The 23,889-nt window shown below is 71.6% G+C and carries 28 protein-coding genes; 9 read left to right on the top strand and 19 right to left on the bottom strand.

What is annotated here, in order from left to right; genetic code table 11:
- Positions 1-329 precede the first annotated feature (329 nt).
- The 4 genes from BN6_RS44525 to BN6_RS32140 all read right to left on the bottom strand — a co-directional run bounded on the left by BN6_RS44525 (position 330) and on the right by BN6_RS32140 (position 4,177).
- Positions 330-791, bottom strand: coding sequence for an NUDIX domain-containing protein (locus tag BN6_RS44525; protein ID WP_015104020.1), 462 nt, complete (start codon positions 789-791; stop codon positions 330-332).
- Positions 791-2,353 (bottom strand): helix-turn-helix transcriptional regulator, encoded by a 1,563-nt coding sequence (locus tag BN6_RS32150; RefSeq protein WP_051075819.1) that lies wholly within the window; start codon positions 2,351-2,353, stop codon positions 791-793. Before BN6_RS32150 ends, BN6_RS44525 begins: the two co-directional genes overlap by 1 nt.
- A gap of 554 nt (positions 2,354-2,907) precedes the next feature.
- Complete coding sequence (locus BN6_RS32145; protein ID WP_015104017.1) at positions 2,908-3,564, bottom strand: RES family NAD+ phosphorylase; 657 nt, start codon at positions 3,562-3,564, stop codon at positions 2,908-2,910.
- Positions 3,565-3,592: 28 nt separating this feature from the next.
- On the bottom strand, positions 3,593-4,177 hold the full coding sequence (locus tag BN6_RS32140) for a hypothetical protein (protein ID WP_015104016.1): 585 nt from the start codon (positions 4,175-4,177) through the stop codon (positions 3,593-3,595).
- 182 nt (positions 4,178-4,359) lie between these two features.
- Between BN6_RS32140 and BN6_RS32135 the strand changes: the two genes are divergently transcribed.
- Entirely contained in the window at positions 4,360-5,586 is a 1,227-nt protein-coding gene (locus tag BN6_RS32135; RefSeq protein WP_015104015.1) for a glycosyltransferase 87 family protein, read from the top strand.
- On the opposite strand, the gene BN6_RS32130 is transcribed toward BN6_RS32135, so the two are convergent.
- From BN6_RS32130 to BN6_RS32120, 3 genes are all read right to left on the bottom strand, one after another.
- The gene (locus tag BN6_RS32130) at positions 5,583-6,410 is read right to left on the bottom strand and encodes a hypothetical protein (protein WP_015104014.1); all 828 of its coding nucleotides are present in this window, start codon (positions 6,408-6,410) and stop codon (positions 5,583-5,585) included. The genes BN6_RS32135 and BN6_RS32130 overlap by 4 nt on opposite strands.
- A gap of 95 nt (positions 6,411-6,505) precedes the next feature.
- Complete coding sequence (locus tag BN6_RS32125; protein ID WP_015104013.1) at positions 6,506-7,051, bottom strand: YbaB/EbfC family nucleoid-associated protein; 546 nt, start codon at positions 7,049-7,051, stop codon at positions 6,506-6,508.
- Positions 7,052-7,138: 87 nt separating this feature from the next.
- On the bottom strand, positions 7,139-7,507 hold the full coding sequence (locus BN6_RS32120; protein WP_015104012.1) for an FKBP-type peptidyl-prolyl cis-trans isomerase: 369 nt from the start codon (positions 7,505-7,507) through the stop codon (positions 7,139-7,141).
- A 115-nt stretch (positions 7,508-7,622) separates the two neighbouring features.
- Here BN6_RS32120 and BN6_RS32115 point away from each other — a divergent pair, with 115 nt between their 5' ends.
- Positions 7,623-9,542 (top strand): beta-propeller domain-containing protein, encoded by a 1,920-nt coding sequence (locus tag BN6_RS32115; RefSeq protein ID WP_015104011.1) that lies wholly within the window; start codon positions 7,623-7,625, stop codon positions 9,540-9,542.
- Between the two features lie 3 nt (positions 9,543-9,545).
- Here the strand turns inward: BN6_RS32115 and BN6_RS32110 are convergent, their stop codons facing one another.
- From BN6_RS32110 to BN6_RS32085, 6 genes are all read right to left on the bottom strand, one after another.
- A complete protein-coding gene (locus BN6_RS32110; protein ID WP_015104010.1) occupies positions 9,546-10,298 on the bottom strand; it encodes an EI24 domain-containing protein in 753 nt (250 codons plus the stop codon).
- Between the two features lie 109 nt (positions 10,299-10,407).
- Positions 10,408-11,040 (bottom strand): Pr6Pr family membrane protein, encoded by a 633-nt coding sequence (locus tag BN6_RS32105; protein WP_015104009.1) that lies wholly within the window; start codon positions 11,038-11,040, stop codon positions 10,408-10,410.
- A 164-nt stretch (positions 11,041-11,204) separates the two neighbouring features.
- Complete coding sequence (locus tag BN6_RS32100; RefSeq protein WP_015104008.1) at positions 11,205-11,387, bottom strand: hypothetical protein; 183 nt, start codon at positions 11,385-11,387, stop codon at positions 11,205-11,207.
- A 221-nt stretch (positions 11,388-11,608) separates the two neighbouring features.
- Complete coding sequence (locus BN6_RS32095; protein WP_041314804.1) at positions 11,609-12,082, bottom strand: DUF309 domain-containing protein; 474 nt, start codon at positions 12,080-12,082, stop codon at positions 11,609-11,611.
- 36 nt (positions 12,083-12,118) lie between these two features.
- Positions 12,119-12,526, bottom strand: coding sequence for a VOC family protein (locus tag BN6_RS32090; RefSeq protein WP_041314801.1), 408 nt, complete (start codon positions 12,524-12,526; stop codon positions 12,119-12,121).
- 23 nt (positions 12,527-12,549) lie between these two features.
- Complete coding sequence (locus tag BN6_RS32085) at positions 12,550-12,957, bottom strand: helix-turn-helix transcriptional regulator (protein WP_015104005.1); 408 nt, start codon at positions 12,955-12,957, stop codon at positions 12,550-12,552.
- 32 nt (positions 12,958-12,989) lie between these two features.
- Here BN6_RS32085 and BN6_RS32080 point away from each other — a divergent pair, with 32 nt between their 5' ends.
- Entirely contained in the window at positions 12,990-14,033 is a 1,044-nt protein-coding gene (locus tag BN6_RS32080; RefSeq protein ID WP_041318816.1) for a DNA polymerase IV, read from the top strand.
- 126 nt (positions 14,034-14,159) lie between these two features.
- A complete protein-coding gene (locus BN6_RS32075; RefSeq protein ID WP_015104003.1) occupies positions 14,160-15,614 on the top strand; it encodes a choice-of-anchor A family protein in 1,455 nt (484 codons plus the stop codon).
- A gap of 150 nt (positions 15,615-15,764) precedes the next feature.
- Here BN6_RS32075 and BN6_RS32070 read toward each other — a convergent pair whose 3' ends face one another.
- The gene (locus tag BN6_RS32070; RefSeq protein ID WP_015104002.1) at positions 15,765-16,475 is read right to left on the bottom strand and encodes a S1 family peptidase; all 711 of its coding nucleotides are present in this window, start codon (positions 16,473-16,475) and stop codon (positions 15,765-15,767) included.
- A gap of 314 nt (positions 16,476-16,789) precedes the next feature.
- Between BN6_RS32070 and BN6_RS32065 the strand changes: the two genes are divergently transcribed.
- A complete protein-coding gene (locus BN6_RS32065) occupies positions 16,790-17,623 on the top strand; it encodes an ADP-ribosylglycohydrolase family protein (RefSeq protein WP_015104001.1) in 834 nt (277 codons plus the stop codon).
- Here the strand turns inward: BN6_RS32065 and BN6_RS32060 are convergent.
- Both BN6_RS32060 and BN6_RS32055 read right to left on the bottom strand, forming a co-directional pair.
- Entirely contained in the window at positions 17,611-18,459 is an 849-nt protein-coding gene (locus tag BN6_RS32060) for an SRPBCC family protein (protein ID WP_015104000.1), read from the bottom strand. The genes BN6_RS32065 and BN6_RS32060 overlap by 13 nt on opposite strands.
- A complete protein-coding gene (locus BN6_RS32055) occupies positions 18,456-18,764 on the bottom strand; it encodes an ArsR/SmtB family transcription factor (RefSeq protein ID WP_015103999.1) in 309 nt (102 codons plus the stop codon). Before BN6_RS32055 ends, BN6_RS32060 begins: the two co-directional genes overlap by 4 nt.
- A gap of 126 nt (positions 18,765-18,890) precedes the next feature.
- Here BN6_RS32055 and BN6_RS32050 point away from each other — a divergent pair, with 126 nt between their 5' ends.
- Both BN6_RS32050 and BN6_RS32045 read left to right on the top strand, forming a co-directional pair.
- Positions 18,891-19,826 (top strand): aminotransferase-like domain-containing protein, encoded by a 936-nt coding sequence (locus BN6_RS32050; protein WP_015103998.1) that lies wholly within the window; start codon positions 18,891-18,893, stop codon positions 19,824-19,826.
- 102 nt (positions 19,827-19,928) lie between these two features.
- Positions 19,929-20,525: a response regulator transcription factor gene (locus BN6_RS32045; RefSeq protein ID WP_231905455.1), complete on the top strand. Its 597-nt coding sequence runs from the start codon at positions 19,929-19,931 to the stop codon at positions 20,523-20,525.
- Between the two features lie 62 nt (positions 20,526-20,587).
- Here the strand turns inward: BN6_RS32045 and rnhA are convergent, their stop codons facing one another.
- Positions 20,588-21,040 carry a ribonuclease HI gene (rnhA, locus tag BN6_RS32040; RefSeq protein ID WP_015103996.1) on the bottom strand — a complete coding sequence of 151 codons (453 nt, stop codon included), beginning with the start codon at positions 21,038-21,040 and terminating at the stop codon, positions 20,588-20,590.
- Between the two features lie 8 nt (positions 21,041-21,048).
- A complete protein-coding gene (locus BN6_RS32035; RefSeq protein ID WP_015103995.1) occupies positions 21,049-21,453 on the bottom strand; it encodes a DUF1801 domain-containing protein in 405 nt (134 codons plus the stop codon).
- A 454-nt stretch (positions 21,454-21,907) separates the two neighbouring features.
- On the opposite strand from BN6_RS32035, the gene BN6_RS47100 reads away from it, so the two are divergent.
- Positions 21,908-22,045 (top strand): hypothetical protein, encoded by a 138-nt coding sequence (locus BN6_RS47100; RefSeq protein ID WP_158509471.1) that lies wholly within the window; start codon positions 21,908-21,910, stop codon positions 22,043-22,045.
- Here the strand turns inward: BN6_RS47100 and BN6_RS32025 are convergent.
- Positions 22,029-22,880: a dihydrodipicolinate synthase family protein gene (locus BN6_RS32025; RefSeq protein WP_015103994.1), complete on the bottom strand. Its 852-nt coding sequence runs from the start codon at positions 22,878-22,880 to the stop codon at positions 22,029-22,031. The two genes, BN6_RS47100 and BN6_RS32025, sit on opposite strands and share 17 nt — an antisense overlap.
- Before the next feature lie 71 nt (positions 22,881-22,951).
- On the opposite strand from BN6_RS32025, the gene BN6_RS32020 reads away from it, so the two are divergent.
- Positions 22,952-23,827 (top strand): LysR family transcriptional regulator, encoded by an 876-nt coding sequence (locus BN6_RS32020; RefSeq protein ID WP_015103993.1) that lies wholly within the window; start codon positions 22,952-22,954, stop codon positions 23,825-23,827.
- Positions 23,828-23,889: the final 62 nt, after the last annotated feature.

Genomic DNA, 23,889 nt, shown 5'->3' with positions numbered 1-23,889 from the left:
AGGTGAAGAGCGAAGAGCGAAAAGCGACGCTCGCCGCTGGGCAGGCCGCCGGGGGAAGGGCCGTCGTGTTCTCCCCGTATGGCCTGGTCGGGAGACAACCACCCTTGAGTAGGTAGTGCAAGCGGAAAGCGTGCTTGCACTACTTGCTCAAGCGCGGTTCGCTGCGCGCAGGCCATAGGGTTAGCCACATTTGGTGCCCTACGGGGCCGGGGCCATGCGTCGTGGCCATGAGAAGGGTAGTCGCAGGTCAGAAAGTTAGTGGGAGAGTCTTCCCGGTCTAGAGGCAGAGTTTCGGACTAGTAGTCGGCTCCAGAGAAAGTGTCTGCTCGTCACTTCCGGTTTTGGCCGTGTTCGAGATTCAGAGTCACGCCGGTCGTGTAGGCGTGATGCGCCTGCGTGAGTCGTCGTTCAAGTCGTGGAACTACGTACTCTCCAAGCCTGTCGACCGTGACCCAGTTGGTTTCGGCAAGTTCGATACCGTCGAGCCGGATTCGCCGCTCGTCGTCGCCGAGGTCGCCGCAGTCGAACACGTAGAGGACTTTGTCGCCTTCCGATTCGTTCGGTGCCCAATCGTGGACCAGCAGACGCCGGACCGTTCGATTCAATCCCAACTCTTCACGGACTTCCCGCTCGCAAGCGGCGGCAGGCGACTCGCCTCGGTCCACGTACCCGCCGGGAATGTCCCACCCGTTGCCGTAGGTCTTGCGGACCAGTAGCAAGGCGTTGTCCCGGACGAAGAGGGCACCGGCGGCAAGGCGCGGTGTCGCAAAGTTGTCGGCCGGGTCCGTCATTACACCGCCATCGCAATACCGACGCGCTGCGCGAGCTTCTCAAGCTCTACACCGGATTTCCTCGGAGAACTCTGAATCAGCGTCGCGACCACCTTCCTGGCCAGATGATGTTGCCGAACGTGATCAGGAGCCATCCTCTCCGCCTTGATCACCGTACCGAGTGCTTCCTCGTGGTGACCGACCAGACTGTGGGCGCGTGCAATGTCGAGGAAGTATCGAACCCTACGCTCCATCGGGATGACCGGGGAATCCAATTGCAGGGTCGAATCGAGCACCGTCTTGATGTCACCCAACTCCGCCGCCGTGTTCACCCGGTGGATCGCCACGTTGGTCGGCCCGAAGGCGGTCCACAGGTCGTTGGCGTCACGCCCCAGGCGGTCTGCCGCGCTGCTCGCCTCGTGGAGGTAGTCGACCGTCCTCGCGCTGTCGCCGAAACGAGCAGCGGCCATCGCGCCCGCGAGGAACAACATCCCGTAGACCGACAGAGTCGTGCTTCCCTTGCCGATCTCCGGCTCCAGCAGGCGCGCGCCGGAATCGATCAGGCGCATGGCCGGTTCCAGTCGCCCGGTGGACAACAGGGAGAACGCCACAGAGCGAACAAGGGACCCCTGTACAGCCAGGTGGCCGGACCTCATGGCGACGGTCAGGCCCCGCTCGGCCGCCACCCACGCGAGGTCGGCCTCACCGACCTTCACCAGCACCGATGCAGCCGCCTGATAAGAGAGCGCCAGCACACCGAAGACTTCGTCCTGATCCGATTCGGAGCACTCTTCGGAAACCAGTCTCACATCCGCCAGAAGCGTGGACACACGACTCGCGGCAATCGTAAAACGCGATTGCTGATAGGCATCGAACGCCGCCTTGAGATCCCTCTTCAGATCACGCAACTCGGCGTACGCGCCACGCGTACCGGCAGGGCCACGTCCGGGGACGTCGAATCGGTATTCGGTCAACGCGTCCCGAAGTTCGAGGACCGCCGCCGGAGTCGGCATTGCCGGGCTTGCGTCCGCCAGCGTCGAGATCGGCGAGACAGCCCTACGGATCAGGGTTTCACGCCGTGCGCGCTGTTCGTTCTTCGCCCCCTCCCGCAACGCGACCAACGTCCCCCCGGCCCCCAAGGCGGCATCCAGTGCGCGAACAAGGTCGAGGGACGGAAGATTCTTCTGCGGCCGCTCAGCCATGGAGATATATTGCCTGGTGTAGCCGACGAGCACAGCCAGTTCCGGCTGACTCAGGCCAGCCTCACCGCGAAGTCGCCGTATCTCGACGGACAGCAAAACCGCAGCGTCCCCTGCTTTGCCCGCCGTAGCTTGAGAAGCCTCCGCGAAGATTTCACCCAATGCGCCCAGCGGTATTCCGAGCATTTTGGCGATCTTGGGTCGCATCCACGGCAAAGGTTCCCGCTCGTTCCTCTCCCACCGAACGACGGTCGACCGGTCCACGTTCAGCAATTCAGCCAACCGCTCCTGCGTGAACCCCGCCCGCTTCCTGGCGTCAGCGAAGGAGAGCGCGCTGGGCCTCACAGCCCGAAGCCCGCCGCCGGTCTCAACGATGTCTGCCACACCGATCCTCCTGACCACGGAAACGAGACCATCGACTACCGAGTGTAGCGCTGGCTGGTGGACCCGGAAGAAGCGTGTCGACCACGTTTGATCATGACCACCGCGTCCACCCGGACATGCCCGTCCGGCGCCCCACGACCGTCCCCGGTCACAACCATCGCCACCACCTCCGCAGGTCCACCGACAGCAACGGCGACGCTTCCAGCCGTCGATGCACCGCAATCCGCAGCAGAGGCGCACAGACGAACGCCCTCCGTGCGCCACGACGAGGCCGGCACCCGTGGCCCCCGTCCGCATCCCGGGTGGTCTACGCCCCTACAACCCACCTCGGCCACCGGAGGACCCCTCCGTGCAGGGTCTACGTCACCTCTGCCTCGCAGAGGCCGTGTAGACGCCGGAACGGTCCGCATCGGACAGACTGACCCGCGTAGCACGGGCTCTGGAAAAATAAGATCAAAATCTGTTTGCGCAGGTCGTGACCCCGCACCAAATGCGGTAAGCCCTACGGGGAGAACACGACTCGGTGGGGGGTGGGCTGGCCTCTTTTGTGTTTGTCAGCCTAGGAGGGTGTAGTTCAGTTCTTCGCACACCCTTGCCAGGGGGAGGTCCAGGCCGGGGTGTTCCAGTGGTAGCAGGACGTCCGGTGCTGGTGGGAGACCTGTTGCTCCTGGGGGGTCCCACAGGCAGACGGCGGGGGCGCCTGAGTCCATGGACGAGCGGTACCAGAGGCCGTCCAGTTCTGGGTAGGCGGCTCTGATTGCTCTGGCCCATTGTTGGGTCAGGTGTTTCGGGCCTGCGCTGATTTCCTGGGAAGCGCCCACCCTGGTCGGCCACAGGCCCGCGAGGTCGAGTAGTCGCAGTGTTCTGCGTGGGCGGAGGATGACCAGGAACGGGCTTCTGGTGCGGCGGTCCACCACGGAGGTTTGTTGGTACACCTCGGCGATGCTGGTGCGGACCGTCAGGCCGAAGTAGAGGACGCCGTGGTCGTGCGCGTGGGTCGGTGCGCCGTCCGGTGACGGGGGTTGGGTGTCGAACCTCGCGTGGGGCAGGGGGCCGGTGTAGCGGAAGCTGTTCCAGCGTTGGGGGTGCAGGCCCTTCGCCGTGAAGATCCTGACGAGCCTGGTCGCGCGGTGCACGGCCACCACGTCCTCGGTGCGGCGCAGGTTGGCCTGGAGCACGGCAGGAGCGGGCGGCTGGGGGAGCCGGGACATGCGGATCCTGTCGGGGAGGTGATGGTGGCTAGGCCGGCGTGCCCAGTCGGGTGGCCAGGTCCGCTACTCGGCGGGGGTCTCCGCCGGCCAGCAGCCAGTCCCTCGGCGACATGCGTTCGTTCTCCACCAGGAGGTCTTCCTGGTCGGTGGTCATGAAACCCGCCACGACGAGGGCCGGCTGGTCGTTCGGCACGGCCGCCAGGACGGCTTCCAGGCCGGGCAGGACGCCGTTGCCGGCGAACTGCCACGCGGGCAGCCGCCACGCGCCCCGGTCCTTCCAGCCGACGAGCCTGCCCACGCCCAGGCGGTGCCGGATGCGGCTGGTGTCGACGCCCAGTTGGCGGGCCGCTTCGGCGACGGTCATGGCGGAGTCGCGCAGCACGGCGTGGGCCACGACCGTGCGGGCGCGGGGCTGGTCGTCCTCGGTGCGGTGCGGGCTCAGGTCCAGGCCCGCCTCGGTGAGGGCCTCGCGCTGGTCCGGGGTGAAGTAGCCGGCCGGGTCCGGGTGCGGTGGGGCGAGTCGTTTGGCCGCGTCCGCGACGAGGGACAGGAACTCGTCGGGGGTGACCTGTAGGCCTGCCTTGGCCAAAACCGCCTCCAGCGCGGGACTCATGCGCACAGGGTATCCCGATCGTGCGCCCTTGTGCGCATAGATGCCCCGAATGTCCCAAACCATCGACTGTGTGCGCACATCTCGCGACTCTACGTAAACAAGGGAGGCCGAGGCATGGTGACCTCGGACTCATCCGGCCGCTCGTTACGATGCCGGTCGCACCTGGTGGTTAGGGGAGAAGCGTGACTACTGCGGCGGCCTCCGGGCCGGTCCGGCTCGACACTCGCGGGCGATGGGTGCTGATCGGCTGGGCGCTCGTCATGCTCGCCAACGTCGTCAACGTGGCCGTGCGACCGCTGGGCTGGTCACTCGACCTGCGCGTGTACCGGGCGGGCGGTGAGGCGTGGCTGCACGGCTTCCCCGTCTACGTCGACGGCTTCGCGGTGCCCATCGGTGGCCCGGACCTGCCGTTCACCTACCCGCCGATCGCGGTGCTGGTGTTCGCGTTGGTGGCGCTGGTGCCGTTGCCGGTGGCGATCGTGGGCATCGCCGTGGTGAACGTCCTGTCGTTGTCGGCGGTGTGCCTGGTCGCCGCTGTCCGCGTGCACGGCCGCAACCAGCGCGCGTTGCTGTGGGGCCTCGGATCGGCGGCCGTGGTGTCGGTGTTCGACCCGATCCGCGAAACGTTGTGGTTCGGGCAGATCAACCTGATCCTCGCGGTGCTGGTGATCGTGGACTGCCTGCTGCCGCGCCGGTTCGTGCCGCGCGGCGCGCTGATCGGCCTGGCCGCCGCGATCAAGTTGACGCCGGCGGCGTTCGCGCTGTTCTTCGTGGCCCGCCGGGAGTGGCGGCCGGTGCTGACCGCGATCGGGTCGTTCCTGGTCTTCGGAGTGATCGGCTTCCTGGTCATGCCGTCGGACGCCCAGCGGTTCTGGCTGCACGCCCTGCTGGACCCGGGCCGGGTCGGGCGGCTGACCTACGCGAGCAACCAGTCGATGCGCGGGACGTTGGCGCGCCTGGGCCTGCCCGACGGCGCCCAGGTGGTGACGTGGGTGCTGCTCGGCCTCGTGGTGGTGGGGCTGGCGTGGTTCGTCGCGGCCCGGTTCTCCCGGGCGGGGGACGACCTCACGGCGTTCCTGGCGGTGGCGGTGGCGGGCCTGCTGATCTCGCCGGTGTCGTGGGGGCACCACTGGGTGTGGATCGGGCCGGGACTGGTGCTGCTGGGCGCGGCCCGCCGGACCGATCTGCGCTACCGGGTGGTGGCGGCGCTGGTGGTGGCGGTGTTCGCGGTGGGGCCGCACTGGCTGTTCCCGCGTGACAACGACGTCGAGCGTGATTGGGCGTGGTGGCAGCAGGTCGTCGGCAACGCGTACGTGTGGTGCGGGGTCGCGGTGCTGGTGGGGTGGGCCTGGATCGCCTGGCGGGGAATCCGGGGAACTCCGGGGGTGGAGCCGGGGCTTGGCGACTAGTCGCCGGTGATCAGGGCTACCGCGCGGTCCTTTGTGGGCTCGTCCACCTCGGACAGCTGGAACGCGCGGTCGTGGATGTGCTGGACGAGGGCGGGTTCCGGGGGCAGGCCGTGCTTGCGCAGGTAGTGCGGCACGGCGCCGGCCCAGATCCACGTGCCGTCGGTGCGGAAGTTCAGCGGGACGTCCTGGTCGCCGGGGGCGAACTCGTCCGCGTCGAGGTTGCGCGCCGCCAGGACCACCGGGGCCGCTTCCAGGTAGGTCAGCAGCGCTTCGCGCAGTTGCGGGTCCACGGACGGCCGGTTGACGATCGGGCGGCCGGTGTCGTCGCGGCCGTCGTAGACGTTCGCCGTGCGCAGTTCGCCCGGGGGCACGGGCTCGACCCGGGGCGGCAGGCCGACGCGGTGGCGCAGCCAGTCCGGGATGCGCTCGTCGGCCCGGGGGAACGTGCGCAGCTCGTCCTGGAAGCCGATCACCGGCGGCGGGTTGCGCCAGCGCGGCTCGTCCTCGGCGTTGAAGTCCACCGCGAACGCGGCGGGCGCTTCGAGCTCGTAGACCGCGCTGAGCCACGTGCCCCGGTCCGCCGCGTACATGCCCGCGCGCAGCTGCCCGAACAGCTGCACGACCTCCATCGGGGGCCGGACCTGCCGCCACTGGCCGTCGGGACCGGCGAACGCCAGGTCGACCTCGATGTGCCGGCCGGCCGCCCGGTACTCGGCGCGCACCCGCTGCCACCCCGGCGGGAACGCCGGCAGCATGGCCCGGCCGATCCGCCGGACGAGCTGCTGCTGCTCCTGCTCGGACAGCGGTGTGGCTGGCTGGCTCATGCGTCGAACACCCCTTCGGATCCCCCCGGGCAAGTGCCGCTGATCTTAACGGCCGGGAGTCGCGGGTGTCGGGCGGTCGGCCGAGCCCGGAGCGCTCAGGACAGGAACGACTGGCCGCCGAAGTCGTCGTCGTCCTCCGGCCGGCGGCCCGGTGGCCTGCGGGTCGGGGGTGCGGGGGGCGGCGGCTGCTGGCGGTGCCGGGCCGGCGGGGCGGGCTCCTCGTCGATGCCGAAGCTCAGCTCGCGGTTCACCGGCGGCGGCACGTCCTCGGCCGGCGGGGCCGGGAAGTTCTTCTTCGCCTCGCTGAACAGCACGTTCGCCGTCTCGTCCTGGGTGCCGATGGTCTCGGCCATGGCCTGCTGGAGCAGTTCCGGGATCCGGGCCTGGGCGCGCTGAAGGGTGCGCATCACCTCGGCGGACACCTCGGCCATCCGCTTGCCGGCCGCCTGCTCGGCGATCTCCAGGTTCGTCAGGATGCCGTTCGAGCCGATCGTCAGCCGCACCAGGCCGTCCTTGGACGTCTCGGTGATCGACCGGCCCTGCACCAGCTCCGCCATCTGCTGGTAGCGCTGGGCCTTCTGCTCGATGTTCGTCTGCCACTGCTCGAGCATCCGCTCCGACCCGCCGATGTCCTCTGGCACGGCAGCTTCCCCCCTGGTTGTCCCGTTTCCTTCAGTGACGTGGTGGCGCACGGCCCGGTTCCGCGCGGAACCGGGCCGTGCGGGGGCCTAGTTCACGCCGAGCAGGTCCACCACGAAGATCAACGTCTCGCCGGGCTTGATCGCGCCGCCCGCGCCCCGGTCGCCGTAGCCCAGGTGCGCCGGGATGACCAGCTTGCGCCGGCCGCCGACCTTCATGCCGGCCACACCCCGGTCCCAGCCCGCGATGACCCGGCCGCCGCCCAGCGGGAACGAGAACGCCTCGCCGCGGTCCCACGAGGCGTCGAACTGCTCGCCGGTGGAGTGGGCGACGCCGACGTAGTGCACGTGCACAAGCTGACCCGGCGTGGCCTCGGGGCCTTCGCCGACGGTGATGTCCTCGACCACCAGGTCCGCGGGCGCCGGACCGTCGTGCGGTTCGACCACGGGCTTGGTCATGAGCGATCTCCTCGTGATTGGGTGTGAAGTCCGCGCCGAGTCAATCACGTCCACCGGGGCGAGGCCGATCGGCCCGCTGTGCAACGCGCCCGCCGGTCGCCTACGTCCTGGGGACATGACGCGATGGACCTGGGGTAGGCGGGCGGCGCTGCTCGGCGGGGCGGCCCTCGTGGTGGTGGTGAGCACGGCGTCCACCGTGCCCGTGGTGTTCGACGTGCGGCAGTCCGTCCCGGTGCGCGCCGTGCCGGTCGAACTGGTCTCGTACCAGTCGTGCGACGCCGCCCTGTCGGAGCTGCGGGCGGCGATGGCCCCGTACGTCGGCGTGTACGGGCTGGCCGGGACGCGGAATTTCAGCGTCATGGAGGACAGCCGGGCGGGGGTCGCGGTGCCCAAGTCGGCGGCCGACGAGCAGGCCGCGCCCGAGCACTCCAAGACCAACGCGCAGGAGGCCGGCGTCGACGAGCCGGACCTGGTGAAGACCGACGGCAAGCGGGTCGTCACGGTCGTCGACGGCAAGCTGCGCGTGGTGGACGTGGCCTCGCGCAAGCTCACCGGCACCCTCGACCTGCCCGCCGGGTTCGCCACCCACCTGCTGATGCGGGGCGACCGCGCCCTGGTCATCGCCGGGTCGAGCGTGATGGCGGACCCCGGGTTCGCGCCCGGCTCGTTCGCCCCCGAGGGCGCGACGCTGACCATGGTCGACCTGAAGGACGCGCCGAAGGTCGTCGGCACGCTGAAGCTGGACAGCCGCTACATCGACGCCCGGCAGGTCGGCGACGTGGTGCGGGTCGTCGTCCACTCCGGGACGCGCCTGCCGTGGGTCTACCCGGGCGAGGGGCGCGGCGACGCGGAGTCGTTGATCCGCAACCAGGAGATCGCCGCGACCGCCCCGATCGAGGCGTGGCTGCCCAAGTACGAGCTGACCGCCGCCGACGGGTCCCGCACGGCCGGTTCGCTGGTGGCGTGCGACCGGATCCGGCACCCCGAGCAGCACTCGGCGACCTCGATGCTGTCGGTGCTCACCTTCGACTTCCCCGGCGAGCTGGGGTCCGGTGACGCGGTCTCGATCGTCGCCGACGGGGACACCGTCTACAGCACGGACAAGTCGCTCTACATCGCCGACGACCACCACCTGGTGCCCAACCAGAACCGGATGCCCGCGCCGCCGACCACGACGGCCATCCACCAGTTCGACATCTCGCGCCCCGGCCCGCCGCGGCACGTCGCGTCCGGCCAGGTCACCGGCTCGCCGCTGAACCAGTACGCGCTGTCCGAGCACGACGGCCACCTGCGGGTGGCGACCACGGCGTTCACCGCGCCGGGCATCCCGGAGCAGCCGGCCGCCTCGCAGAGCGCGGTGACCGTGCTCAAGCGGGCGGACGCCAAGCTGGTCGAGGTCGGCAAGGTGGACGGGCTGGGCGTCGGCGAGCGGATCTACAGCGTCCGGTTCGTCGGCCCGCTCGGGTACGTGGTGACCTTCCGGCAGACCGACCCGCTCTACACGCTGGACCTGTCGGACCCGGCCAAGCCGCGCAAGGTCGGTGAGCTGAAGATCAACGGCTACTCCGCCTACCTGCACCCGGCGGGCGACAAGAAGCTGATCGGCGTGGGCCAGGAGGCCACCGACGAAGGACGCGTCCAGGGCACGCAGGTGTCGCTGTTCGACGTGGGCGACGCCGCCGCGCCGACCCGCATCGCCAACCACCACGTGCCGGGCGGCAGCTCCGAGGTGGAGTACGACCCGCACGCGTTCCTGTACTGGCCCCAGCGCGACCTGCTGGTGGTGCCGGTCGTGTCCTACGCGACGATGGACAAGCCGTCCGGCCAGATCTCCGGCGGCGTCCTGGTGCTTCGCCTGCGGGACAACGCGTTCACGTCGCTGGGCACGGTGCAGCACGCGTCCGGGCAGGCGTACGACCCCGGCGTGCGGCGGGCGCTCGTGGTGGGCGACGACCTGTGGACGGTCTCGGCGGGCGGGGTCCAGGTGACCCGGATCGACGGGCTGGCCACGCAGGCGTGGGTGCCGTTCGCCTGAGAACTACTTGATCTGGTTGTTGAGCAGGCGGTGCGCGAGGACCGTGCCGCCTGCCATCGCCGCCGGGAACACCACCAGCGCGGCCAGCGGGACGAGGCACAGCAGGTAGGTCGGCACGGCGAAGCCGAGCGTGACGGCGCGGCGTTGGCGCAGCACGCGGCGGCGCACGGAGAGCTTGAGCCCGCGCCGGGTGAACGGGATGCCGGTCAGCTCGATGCCGAGCAGGGTGGCGTTCACGCAGACCGCGACCACCGGCACGACGGTCTGCCCGACGACCGGGATGAACCCGGCCAGGAACAGCGGGATCGCGCACAGCACCGCCAGACCGACCAGCAGGACCGCGTCCCGGATGCCGACGCCCGCCGCGCGCGCCCAGCTCACCCGCTGCGCCTCGGGCACGCCGCCGAGCTCCTCGTCCTCGATCGTCTCGGCGATGTGCTCGTAGAACGGGCCGCCGATGATCAGCGTGATGGCGGAGAACAGCAGCAGGCCGATCGCCAGGAACGCGCCGATGATCGACACCCCGGCGGCGAACCTGGTCGCGCTGCGCAGGGCGTCGTTCCAGTTGTCGGCGAACGGTGTGGCCCACGCGGCGATGTCGTTGATCCACACGCCGAGCGCCACCAGGCCGCCGGTCAGCAGCACGGTGGTGAGCAGCGCGGGGATCGCGCCGATCAGCAGCAGCTTGGGCGACCGGAACACCAGCCCGAACCCCTTGGCCAACAAGCCGACACCGGTCGAGAAGTCGCGCAGCACCCTGATCACCGGCGGAGCATATCCGGCGGGTGGGAGCCGTAGGGACGATTCGGACAGTGATGGGGGCTGGGGACGGTTGGTGGGGGTTGGGGGACGGGTGGCGGGCTGGTCAGGCTGGTTGTCGGTTGCGGGTCAGCAGGCGGTCGAGGTGCAGGGCGCCGTACGCGAGGGCCAGGAAGAGCGCGGAGATCACCAGGCAGTTGACGGCCACGCGGCCGTAGCCGAGTTCGGTGACGTCGACGAACGGGTACGGGTAGTAGTCGATGATCGCGCCGCGGACGAGGGTGAAAGCCAGCCACGCCAACGGGTACACGACCGACCAGCCGATGACCCGCGCGGTGATCGCCCCGCGCGGTCCGAACGCCAGCCAGCCCACCACGCAGAGCACCGGGGACGCGGTGTGCAGCAGGAAGTCCGCGAACGCCGCACCGCCGCCGAGGTCGGCGAGGCCCTTGAGCACGGTGTGGAACACCACTCCGGTCACCGCGATGCCGAGCAGGCCGTCTAGGCGGAGGGTGCGGAAGAGGGTGGACGGGCGGTCCGGGTCGGCGGCGAGGAGGGCGTGCGTGAGCAGGACCAGGACGTTCGACTGGATCGTGAAGAAGCAGAAGAGGTTGACCAGGCGCGGGCCGAGGTCGGGGAAGCGGCCGGCGGTGTTCTGCGAGGTCACCACGACCTGCACGACCAAGCCGACCAGCACGACCAGTGCGGTGAAGGCGAACCACAGCCGACGCGCGTTCATGAGCGCGCAGGTTAATGGCTGGTGGGGCGAATCGCTTGGTCAAAAAGGACTCCCCCTCCTCCCCTGCTCCACTTCGGACGCCGGGGGATGAGCGTCCGAAGTGGAGGAGTGGGAGGAGGGGGAGGTTCGGGGGTGGGAGAGGTTCGGGGGGTGGGGGTGGGGGTTTACCGGCGGCGGCGGAACGAGAGCGAGCGTGCGCCCGTGCCGACTCCCGCCAGGTGCAGCGCCACGCACAGCAGACCGGCCACGAGCAGGGTTCCGCCGTCGATCACGGAGCCGAGCGAGACGTTGGCGAGGTCCAGCAGGAGTGCGAGCCCGAAGATGACCGCGGCGATGATCGCGAACACAGGAGCCTCCTAGGGAATCAGGTGTCCTGTCGATACCCCGTGGTGGGGAGCCCCAAGCAGGCATTCGGCCCAACTTCGCGGACCATTCCAGACGGGGGTGGGTGGGCCTGCCCGTGGGCGTGCTGACGGGCGCGAGGGGCGATCAGCGCGGAGTGGGAGCGGCGCGAGGTGGGAGCGGCGCGGGGGCGGTGGAGAGGTGAGGGGCGCGGGAGCGGAGGGGATCAGGGGTGGTGAGGGCCAGGGGTGGAGGGGGTGGCTACCAGGCGGGGTGGGGTGGGGGTGGTGGTTCCCGCCCAGGTGATCAGGCCGGCGACGTCGATGCCGTGGGGTGGGTTGTCGCGGAACGGTTCGATGTTGTGGGCGCCGCGGTCGAGGAGGGTGTGGGCGCCCTTGGCGTTGCCGCGGGCCAGGTGGGTCAGGCCGACGGCCAGTTGGGCCAGGCCCCGCCAGAGTTCGCGTTCCGGTTCGGGAGCGGTCTTCCACGCGTCTTCGAGGACTTCGTGGGCGTGGAACGGTTTGCCGTCGTCCAGCAGGCGTTGCGCTTCGGCCAGGGCCTCGTCCGGCGGGCGGGGCACGCCCTCGGGTTGGCGTTCGACGCCCGGCGCGCCGTACGGGAGGGGGCGGCCCAGGCCGTCGCGGGGACGGGCGTTGCGGGCTCGGCCGGTGTCGTCGCGGTCGCGGGGGCTGCCTTCCACGGGTTCGATCGTGTCACGGAAGGCAGCCCGCACGCATCACGCGCGCTTGGCGGAGAACCGGAGCTGGTTGCCGGACGGGTCGCGGAACGCGCAGTCGCGCACGCCGTAGAACTGGTCGATCGGCTCCTGGACGACCTCCGCGCCGGTCGCGCGGATCCGCTCGAACGTCGCGTCGAGGTCGTCGACCTGGAAGATCGCGCTGTCCAGCGCGCCCTTGGCCATCAGGGTCCGGACGACCTCGGCGTCCTGCGGGGAACGGCCCATCTCCGGCGCGCACAGCACCAGTTGGACGTCGGGCTGGGTGGGCGGGCCGACGCTGAGCCAGCGCCACGAGTCGAACGGCGTGTCGGTGCGCACCTCCAGGCCGAGGACGTCGCGGTAGAAGGCCAGCGCCTCGTCCTGGTCGTGCACGTGGATGAAGGTGTGGGAGAACTTGATGCTCATGGCGGGAAACCTATCCCCGCTGGTCAGCGTCGCGCTTCTCGAACTCTGCTCGGTCTGGACGCGGATTTCGCCCAGCACCCGGGCACCCCGGCGGTGGCCGAGTGGTCCCGGGCCCGGTAGGCGCTCGGCGACTCGCCGACCAGCTCGGTGAAGCGGGTGCTGAACGAGCCGAGCGACGTGCAGCCGACCTCGACGCAGACCTCGGTGACGCTCAGGTCGCCGCGCCGCAGCAGCGCCTTGGCCCGTTCGATGCGGCGGGTCATCAGGTAGTTGTAGGGGGTCTCGCCGTACGCGATCTTGAACTGGCGGGCGAAGTGCGACACGGACATCAGCGCGGTGCGCGCCATCGCGGGCACGTCCAGCGGGCGGGCGTACTCGCGGTCCATCAGGTCGCGGGCCCGCCGCAGGTGGGCGAGTTCCTCCGGGGTCACGCGAACAGCATTTCACGCACATACTGGTGGACGTGTCCGAACAGGACTGGGTGCTGCACGTGGACCTCGACCAGTTCATCGCGGCGGTCGAGGTCGCGCGCCGGCCCGAGCTGCGGGGCAGACCGGTGGTCGTCGGCGGGAACGGCGACCCGACCGAGCGCGCGGTGGTGGCGACCGCGTCCTACGAGGCCCGCGCGTTCGGCGTGCACTCGGGGATGCCGCTCAAGGTGGCGGTGAAGAAGTGCCCGGACGCGGTGTTCCTGCCGTCCGACGGCCCCGCGTACGAGGCGGTGTCCGCGCGGGTCATGGACGTGCTGCGGGAACTGCCGGTGGTGGTCGAGGTGATCGGCTGGGACGAGGCGTTCCTGGGCGCGCGCACCGACGACCCGGAGGCGCTGGCCGCGCTGGTCCGGGACCGTGTCGAGGAGGAGACCGGCCTGTCCTGCTCGGTCGGCATCGGGGACAACAAGCTGCGCGCCAAGCTCGCCACCGGCTTCGCCAAACCCGCCGGGATCTACCGGCTGACCAAGCACAACTGGGTCGAGGTGATGGCCGACCGGCCGGTGGCGGCGCTGTGGGGGATCGGCGGTCGGACCTCGGCCAAGCTCGCCGAACTGGGCGTGCGCACGGTCGCCGACCTGGGCCGGGCCGACCCGGACGCGCTGGCCCTCCGGTTCGGCCCGGCCATCGGGCCCCACCTGCGCCGGCTGGGGCTGGGTGCGGGCGAGACGGAGGTGAGCGCGACGCCGTGGGTGGCGCGGTCCCGGTCCCGGGAGACCACGTTCCAGCAGGACCTGGCGGACCCGGCGGACGTCCGGGAGCAGGTGCTGGTGATCGCGCGGCGGGTGGCGCTGGACGTGCGGGCGGAGGGGCGGCCCGCGCTGCGGGTGGCGGTGAAGGTCCGGTTCGTCCCGTTCTTCACCGCCACCCGGAGCGTGACGCTGCCGGTGCCGACCGACGACGTCGAGGCGATCGAGCGGGGTGCGCTGGCCGCGCTGGCCAAGTTCGAGCTGACCCGGGCGGTCCGGCTGCTGGGCGTCCGGGCGGAGTTCGGCCCGCCGCCGGACGGCTCCTGAACTGCGCGGACAGCGAGCGCTTGGTGAATCGCGCTTCACCCGGTCGAGCGGTTCTCGTTACCCCTGTGGGTTAGCCCGGGGTGTCTTGTCGCGCGATCCGGCGGACGCGCCCAGAGCATCGTGCGCATGTCCCGCACGCGTGCTCACCTTCTCGGCGTCTTCGGCGCGGTGGCCTTGGTCGCCGCCGTCGGTCTCCAAGGGATCGGTTCGGCCGACCCGCTGCCCGGCGGGCTCGGTCCGTGCGTCGGGTCGCAGTGCCCCGGCACGCACCCGCCGGTGAACAACGACGGCTTCACCGGGCGGGACGAGGGCATCAACGTCTTCGTCGGCGGCGACATGCTGGTCCGGTTCGGCGCGGCCGAGGCCGAGGGCCTGGTGGTCGTCGGCGGCGACTTCGACCAGAACAAGGCGCCGGGCGGCTCGCCCATCTACAACATCGGCATCGTCGGCGTCGGGTCGCGGGTGCCGCCGCCGGACGGCTCGGACTTCCTGGTCACCGGTGGCGGGGTCAGCATCGTGGCCGATCAGCGGCTGGTCGGCGAGGGCGGCGTGGTGCACCACGCCGGCGCGTTGACCGGCCAGGTCGTCGGCGACACCAACGCCGACCCGGACGCGTTCGCGCCGTACACGAACCTGGCCTCGCAGCTCACGACGGCCAGCCAGTGCTACAAGACCGCCGCGGCCACCGGCACCGCCGTGAACCAGGGCTACCAGACGCTGCTCACCGGCGACGGCACGTCCGCGCTCCAGGTGTTCAACGTCGACTTCGACATCGCGAGCGCGAGCGGCGGCGCGCAGGGCATCGAGTTCGCCGGCATCCCGGCCGGCGCGACGGTGCTGGTCAACATGCTCGGCGCGGACCGCAAGATCGTCACCTTCACCGGGGAGCTCGCCGACGGCGGCCCGGTCAACGCGCTGCGCGAGCGGCTGCTGTGGAACTTCCCGGACGCCACGGCGGCGGGCGTCAACGGCAGCGCCCAGTTCCAGGGCAGCGTGCTGGTGGGCAACCCGGCCAGCATGACCACGGTGACCGTGCCGGGTCTGAACGGCCGGTTCTTCTCGGCGGGCTCGCTGACCCACGGCGGTGCGAACACCGGTGGCGGCCAGGAGTTCCACGCGTACCCGTTCAACGGCGACCTGCCGAGCTGCGCGCAGCAGACGACAACTACTACTGCGGAACCGACGACCACGACGACGGAGCCGACCACTACGACCACGACCACCGAGCCGACGACTACGACGACGGAGCCGACCACCACGACGACCACGACGACGACGACCACTACTACGACGGAACCGACGACCACGACGACGACTACCGGGCCGACCACTACTTCGGGTGGGCCGGGCAGTACGACGACGACCACGACGACGATCGGGGCGACCACGTCGTCCACGACGGTGGCGGGTGGGACGGGGACGACGGTCGGGCCGACGACCACGACGGACGTGGTCGGTTCGGGTTCGGACGACCTGGCGCAGACGGGGGCGAACGTCGGCTGGTCGGTGGTGGTCGGCGGTCTGCTGCTGGCCGGTGGCACGGTGGTGCTGGTGCTGTTGGGGCGCAGGCGCAAGAGCTGACGGTGAGGTGCCGGTGACCTGGACCGGCGCGAAGGCCCACGACCCGGATCGCGCCGGGTCGTGGGCCTTCGTCAGGTGCGGGTGGGGAGCCCACCCGCACGGCCGGGTTCGCCGTCGAGGCCGTGCGGGCGGGCCGTCCGGGTGCGGGGATCAGACCCCGGCGACGGACTGGATCCAGGAGCGGTACCGGGTCACGTTGGTGTACGCGGTGGTGGTCTGCCGGTCGCTCGTGGAGGCCACGCCGATCTGCTGGCCGTTGTACATCATCGGGCCGCCGGAGTCACCGCCGGCGGTGATGCCGTCGCCCCGGCGGGCGCACACCGCGGTGCCGCCGTAGGCGTCGGTGCAGGAGCCGGACACGGTCACGTTCGCGACCTTCAGGCGCTGCGACTGGCAGTTGATCTCGGAGCCGCACCGGGAGGTCGCGCCCCAGCCGTAGACCTGCACCGAGGTGCCGGCGCCCGGCGAGGACGCGGCGAGCCGCGCGTAGGTCGCGGACACCGAGCGGTCGAGCTTGACCAGCGCGAGGTCCGAGGAGTGGGTGACGGTCTGGACGCCGTTGGCCATCGTGCCGCCGCTGGTCTGGTCCAGGCTGCCGATCCGGAAGGACAGCCCGCCGCCGCTCACGCAGTGCCTGGCGGTCAGGATCCACAGGGGCGCGATGATGGTGGCCGAGCAGGTCTGCCGGCCGTTGGAGAACAGTCGAGCCGCCCAGGGAGCGTTCGTCGCGTACCCGCCGCCGATGATGTACGGCGTGACGCCACCGTCCATGTTGGCCGGCGCGGCCGACGCGGACGGGACGAGGGTCAGCAACGAGAGGGCAGCGGCTGCGATCGCAGGGATCAACCTGGTGATTCGCAAGGTTCCTCGATTCCGAAGACACGCGATTTCTCGCGCACAGGGTGTCTTTGGTCACGAAATTCGTACCACCCAAATGTGGTAAAAGGGATATACCGATCCGGTTATAGCGCCACGTTAGGCCGACTTTCGGCGGGCCCGCGACCTGGGCCTGAGCAGCGGCAGCGCGGGTTCAACAAGGTGTCGGGTGTGAATGGCGGCGGGCGGTTCAGCCGTTCTGCTGCGGCCATTCGAATCAATCCGGCGCACCCCGAGGCAGAACCCCCGGCGTGGTCGAAAGCCGGGACAGTGGGCCGTTCGGCGGGCATCATCCGGTCATGCTGGTCGAACTCGCTATCGGGGACGCGTACGGCGCGGGCTTCGAGTACGCCGCCGCCGATTTCGTCGCCGCGCACAACACGCTCGCGGGGTACGTGCAGCACCCCACGCACCTCGGGATCGCGCCCGGCGCGTACACCGACGACACCCAGATGACGCTCGCGCTGGCCGAACTGCTGGTCGACGGCGGCCCCTGGACGCCGCCGGCGATCGCGGAACGGTTCGTGGACGCGTTCCACCGCGACCCGCGCGACGGCTACGCGCGGGGTTTCCAGGCGTTCCTGCGCGAGGTCCGAACCGGCGCGGACTTCCTGGCCCGCATCCGGCCGGACAGCGACAAGAGCGGCGCGGCGATGCGCGCGGCACCGCTGGGTCTGCTGCCCTCGGTGGACGAGGTGCTGCTCCACACCGAGGTGCAGGCCCGCGTCACGCACGACACGCCGGACGGGGTGGCGTCCGCATCGGCCGCCGCGCTCGCCGTGCACTACTGCCGGTACGACCTGGGCCCGGTGGCCGAGGTCGGCGGCTGGATCGCGGACCGGCTGGGCTCGCCGGTGTGGGCGCGGCCGTGGGAGGGCAAGGTCGGGTCGAAGGGTGTGATGAGCGTGCGGGCGGCGCTGACCGCGCTCGCCGGGCACGGGTCGGCGAGCGGTGTCCTGCGGGCGTGCGTCGCGTTCACCGGGGACGTGGACACGGTCGCGACCGTCGCGCTCGCCGCCGCGGCCACGTCGTCGCGGGTGGTCGCCGACCTGCCGGCGGTGCTGCACGACGGTCTGGAGAACGGGCGCTACGGCCGCGACCACCTGGCCCGGCTGGACGGTCAACTGCCGTAGCGGCGCTCCAGTTCGGCGAACCGGTCCTCGGGCCACGGACGGTGCTCGCCGAACGTCGCCGCGAACAGCAGTTCCAGCCGCACGTGCCAGCCGGCGAGCGCGGTGGGCGTGAACGCCGGATCGGTGACGGCGTGGGTGAGCTCGACGGACGTGCCGCTGTCCGGGTCGTGCCGGAACTCCCAGCGCACGGTCCCGGTCGGCGAGGCGAACTCCAGCAGCCGGGGCGGGTCGACGGCGATCACCGGGCCGGGCGGGACGTGCGGGGTGGTGGCGTGGGCCGGCAGTCCGGGCGCGCCCGCCGTGAACAACTCCCACACCTCGCCCAGCGGCGTCCACACCAGGTCCCGGACGAACCGCACGAGACCGTCCTCGACGCGGCCCCGGTCCAGGCCGAACGCGCGGACGTAGCGCTCCATCGGGCCGAGCCAGTCGGTCGGCGGCTCGGCGGTGCGGCCGTCGAGGGACGCGTCCAGCGCGGTGAGGCACGTGTCCCAGCCCGCGGCGGTGCGGCCGGCGGCCGGTTCGGCGTCCAGCGCGTGGGTGAAGACCAGCAGGCAGCCTTCGTCGTGCGGCCGCAGTTCGAACCGCAGCACGTCGGAGTTCCAGCGGAACGCGAACACGTTCGGCGGGTCGAGTTCGAGCACCTCGCCGGCGCTCTCGGAATCGGGGAACGTGAACCGCAGGGTGGTCCCGTCGACGGTCACCTCGGCCGGGAACCAGTGCTTGAACTCGGCCGGGTCGGTCACCGCCCGCCACACCTTGTGCCGCGGGTGCCGCAGCACGCGCTCGAAGCGCAGCACCGGTTTGCCGTCGACCCGTCGCAGTTCGGCGCTCATCGGTCCATCCCGTCCAGTCGTCGTTCCAGGGCGTCGAGGCTGTGCTCCCACAGCAGCCGGTAGGGCGCGAGCCACGCGTCGACGGCGGCCAGCGGTTGCGGGCACAGCCGGTACCACCGGCGTTGCGCCTCCCGCCGGACCTCCACCAGTCCGGCCTCGCGCAGCACCTTGAGGTGCTTGGAGACCGTCGGCTGGGTCAGCGTGAGCCGGTCCACCAGGTCGTTGACCGGCCGTTCGCCCCCGCGCAGCACGTCGAGGATCTGCCGGCGGTGCGGGTCCGCCAGCACCGCGAACGTAGATTCCATGACGGCAATATAGCCGTATGGGCATATACGCGTCGATCAGGCTGGTCGTGGGCGTCCCCCACCCCGGGCGGCCCGACTCCCGCGGCACGACCGCGACCCCCGCTCCTCCAGTCCCGAGGAACCACCATGCCCCGAACCGTCGCCGGCTCACCCGTCCGCGACCTGCTCGCGCTCACCGCGCGGCCCGAGGTGATCTCGTTCGCCGGCGGCCTGCCCCCTCCCGAGCTGTTCGACCTCGACGGCCTGCGCGCCGCGTTCGACACGGCGGTGACCCGGCGCTCGCTGCAGGCGTTCCAGCTCGCCGGCGCGCGGGTGGTGTCGGTCGCGAGCGACGAGCGGGGCGTGGTCCCGGCGGCGCCGGCCGAGGTGATCGACCGCGAACGGCCCGAACTGCTCTACCTGGTGCCGACCTTCGCCAACCCCACCGGCCGCACGCTCACCGCCGAGCGCCGGACCGAGGTCGCCGCGCTCGCCGACCGGCACGGCCTGTGGGTGGTGGAGGACAACGCGTACGGCGAACTGCGGTACCGGGGCGAGCACGTGCCCGCGCCGGCCTCGACGAGCGAGCGGGTGCTGCACCTGGGCAGCTTCTCCAAGATCGGCGCGCCCGGCCTGCGGCTGGGCCGGCTGCGCGCCCCCGCCGGGCTGCTGCGCCCGCTCGCGGTCGTGAAGCAGGCCGCCGACCTGCACACCTCCGCCGTCGACCAGGCCGCGGCCGCCGCCTACCTGGCCGCCAACGACCTGTCCGCGCACGTCCGAACGCTGTGCGCGGCCTATAAGGAACGCCGGGACGCGATGATCGCCGCCCTGCCCGGCGCCGTCCCGGACGGCTCCCGGTGGACCGACCCGGACGGCGGCATGTTCGTCTGGGTCACCCTGCCCGGCGAGGTCGACACCGCCGACGCGCCGGCCTCGGCGCTCGCCCGGGACGTGGCGTTCGTGCCCGGCGCGTCCTTCTACGCCACCACCCCGGACCCGGCGACCCTGCGGCTGTCGTTCACCACCAACACCGTCGAGCGGATCACCGAGGGGATGCGGCGGCTGGCCGGGGTCTGGCAATAACCCCGGGACCGGCAACTGAACGGTCCGCAACCGCTCCCGGTGATGCACGATCGACCCGGCCCGGTCGGCGTACCCGGTCTGGAGGAGGCCGTCTTGATCCGGGTGCTGGTCGCCGACGACGAGGACCTCGTGCGGATCGCGCTGGCGTCGCTGCTGCGGCTGGAGATCGACCTGGAGGTCGTGGCGCTGGCGGCGGACGGCGAGTCGGCGGTGACGGCGGCGGTGGCGACCCGGCCGGACGTGGCCGTGGTCGACGCCGTGATGCCCGGCCGGGACGGCTACCAGGTGGCCGCCGACCTGGCCCGCGCGCTGCCCGCCTGCGCGGTCGTCGTGCTGACCGGGCCGGGCCGGCCGCCGCACCCGCGGCGCGCGCTGGCCGTCGGCGCGAAGGGCCTGGTGCCCAAGGGGTCACCGGCCGGCGCGCTGGCCGACGTGATCCGGACGGTGCACGGCGGCGGGCGGTACGTCGACCCGGCGATCGCGGTCCACGCCCTGCTGCCGCCCGCGTGCCCGCTGACCCCGCAGGAGCTGGAGGTGTTGCGGCAGGCCGAGTACGACACGCCGGTGACCGAGGTCGCCCACCGGATGGGCCTGTCCGTCGGGACCGTGCGCAACTACCTGTCGACCGTGGTGGGCAAGCTCGGCGCGACCGGCCGGCAGGACGCCTTCGCGACCGCGCACGACAACGGCTGGCTGTGACCCGGGCTGCCCATCGGGCAGGACGCGCGGAGCTGTGACTCGTGCGCCGGCCCGGCGTCGGTCTAGCGGCCCGAGACCTCGCGCACGCCGCGCACCGCGAGCTGGTCGGCGCGCTCGTTGTCGACGTGCCCCGCGTGGCCCTTCACCCAGTGCCACTCGACCTCGTGCCGTGCGGCGGCCTCACCCAGCCGACGCCACAGGTCGGCGTTCTTCACGGGCTGCTTCGCGCTGGTCAGCCAGCCGTTGGCCGCCCACTTCGCCATCCACGACGTGATGCCGTTGCGCACGTAGGTGCTGTCGGTGTAGATCCGCACCACGGAGGGCCGGGTCAGGCTCTCCAACGCCTGGATGGGTGCCATCAGCTCCATCCGGTTGTTGGTGGTCGGCCCGGCGTCGCCGCCGTACAGGTCCTTCTCGTGCTGCCCGTACCGCAGCACCGCGCCCCACCCGCCCGGACCGGGGTTGCCGCTGCACGCGCCGTCGGTGTAGATCTCGACCTCCACGCCCGGCAACATACAGGTGATCACCCGGAGGCCGCGTCGCGCTTGAGCTTGCGCCACCCGCCCGCCCGGTTGTTCGCGATGATCTGCCGGAACATGGCGACCAGCGCGGGCGCGTTGATCGGCTCGTCGCGCCGGAACGCCACCGTGCGCGCGGTCTTGTTGTCGTGCCCGGCGGTGATGATGCCCTCCGGGTCCGGCACCATCGCCCCGTCGTACAGGAACACGTTGACGTGCGTCTTCGCCGCGAGCAGCGCGCAGACGTTGCCGTCGAGCACGAAGTACGGCCGGTTGGTCCGCTTGATCGTCTCGACCACGTCGGGGTCGGCCTCGTGCACCAGGTCGCGCACCGCGCGGCAGATCTCCCGCTGCCACTGCGGCAGCGCGTCGATGTAGTCGTCGACCCGCGGGTCGGTGGGGTAGGACATGGCGAACCTCCCGGCTTGAGGGACCTTCCACCCGTGAAGTAGAAGCCGGCCGGCCGTTCTCGACACGCCGGGGACGACTTCTTGCGGCCGGCTGCGATCCGGGGCCGTGGACCAGCCCCCGCCGGACCCCGCCGCCCCGACCCCGTCGGCGTGCCGCGCGGCCTGGCCGAGAACCCGGCGCTGCCCGGTTCCGCGATGGCGGCGCTGCCGGCGGGCCTGCCCGCGCTCCCGGACTTCGCCCGCACGCCGGACATCGCCGGCCACCCCGGCCTGTACGAGCGGGAGAACGAGGCCGTCGACCCGTCCGGCGCGCTCTGGGCCGCGCTGCGCACCGACTGGACCGGCCGGACCTTGCCGGACCTGGTCTGCGGCACCGGTTCCGGCTGCCCCGCTACGCCGACGCGGGCCGGGTGCTCGCCGGGTCCGCCGAGCACATCCCGCTGCCCGACGGGTCGTGCCCGCCCGGTTTGCCTGCTTCTTCCCGCCCGACTGCGAACCCGGCCTGCGCGAGGTGCTGCGGGTGCTCAGGCCGGGCGGCGCGCCGGCGGTGATCGACAGCGACTGGCGGGTGACCGTCACCAGCCCTGGCTGATCCGCACCGCCTCGGCCACCAGCGCGGGGTCGGCGGCCAGCAGCGGCAGCCGGACGTCCGGCGTCGGGATGCGGCCCTGGGCGTGCAGCAGCGCCTTGACCACGGTCGGGTTGGGCGCGGTGAACACGGCGTTGGACAGCGCGGCCAGCCGCCCGCCCAGCTCCCGCGCGCGGACCGGGTCGGTGCGCCACGCGTCGACCAGCTCGACGAACGACTTGGTGGCGAAGTGCGCGGACGCCAGGATCGCGCCCTGCGCGCCGAGCGCGAGCAGCGGCGAGATGAACAGGTCGTCGCCGCCCAGCACGGCGAAGTCGGCGGGCGGGTCGGCGAGCAGGTCGACGGTGTCCGCGTCGATCCCGCCGACCGCGTGCTTGACGCCGATGACGTGCGGCAGCGCGGCGATCCGGCGCAGCGCGCCGGCCGACAACGCCTGCCCGGTCCGGTAGGGGATGTGGTAGACGACCAGCGGCACCGGCCCGGTGAGGTGCGCGAAGTGGGCGACCACGCCGTCCTCGCCCGGCCGGACGAACGGCGGCACGACGGCCAGCGCGGCGGTGGCCCCGGTGCCCGCCAGCGCGTCGAGCGCGTCCTGGGTGCTCGCGCCGACGACCAGCGGCGCGGACCGCTCCCGGCACACCCCGCCCACCACGTCGAGCACCCCGCGCCGCTCGTCGGCGGTCAGCGAGGCGGGTTCGCCGGTGGTGCCCAGCGCGACGATCCCGGCCGCACCGTCGTCCAGCACCTCGTGCGCCAGGCGTTCCACGGCGTCGAGCGCGATCCCGCCGGCGGCGTCGAACGGCGTGACCAGTGGGACGTATACCCCCGAGAGCGTCATGAGGACCAGGATCCAGCCCAATCTCCGTAAGGTCCAGTTCACGTATCTGACGTGAACCGTAAGCTGAGCCGATGCTCGACGTCCGCCGCCTGCAACTCCTGTGCGACCTGCACCGCCTCGGCACGATCGCCGCCGTCGCCCACGCCCACACCTACACGCCGTCCGCGGTCTCCCAGCAGCTGTCCACGCTGGAACGCGAGGCGGGCGTCCCGCTGCTGGAGCGCACCGGCCGCCGGGTCGCCTTCACCGCCGCCGGTGACGTGCTGGTCCGGCACGCGGAGAGCGTGCTGACCGCGCTGGAGCGGACCGCGGCGGCGCTCGCCGCGTTCGCCGGCGGCCTGACCGGGCCGCTGCGCATCGGCGCGTTCCCGACCGCCGTGCGCACGGTCCTGCCGCCCGCGCTGGTCGAACTCGGCCGCCGGCACCCCGGGCTGGAGCTCATGGTCACCGAACTGGACCCGGTGGACGTCCCGGCCGCGCTGCGCGACCGGCGGCTGGACACCGGACTGCTCCAGGACTACGACACCCACCCGGTCGGCCCGGACCCGGCGCTGGAGAGCGTGCCCCTGCTGGAGGAGACCGTCTACCTGGCCACGTCCGGCGCGGCCGGCACGCCCGCGGACTTCCGGGACGCCGCGTGGATCATGGGCAGCCCCGGCACGCTCTGCCACGCCGTGGCCGCGCAGGTCTGCCACGACGCCGGCTTCACCCCGCGCACCCGCCACCACGCCGACGACTACACCACCGTGCTGGCGCTGGTCGCCGCCGGCCAGGGCGTGTCGCTGGTGCCCCGGCTGGCCGCCACCGACCCGCCCGCCGGCGTCCGGCTGATCCCGCTGCCGATCCGCCGCCGCACCCGGCTGGCCTACCGGCGCGGCACCGCCGACCACCCGGCGATCGCCGCGTGTGCGGCAGCCCTGCGCGCGTCGGCCGCCACCTACGCCTGACCCGTCACGTCCCGACCGTGCGATCCGCACGGGTCGTCGATGACACCGCGCACGTTCCGGTT

The sequence above is a fragment of the Saccharothrix espanaensis DSM 44229 genome, from assembly GCF_000328705.1.
GTDB lineage: Bacteria > Actinomycetota > Actinomycetes > Mycobacteriales > Pseudonocardiaceae > Actinosynnema > Actinosynnema espanaense.
Note: the sequence above shows the minus strand (reverse complement) of the source record. Positions and strands in the feature narration are given on the sequence as shown.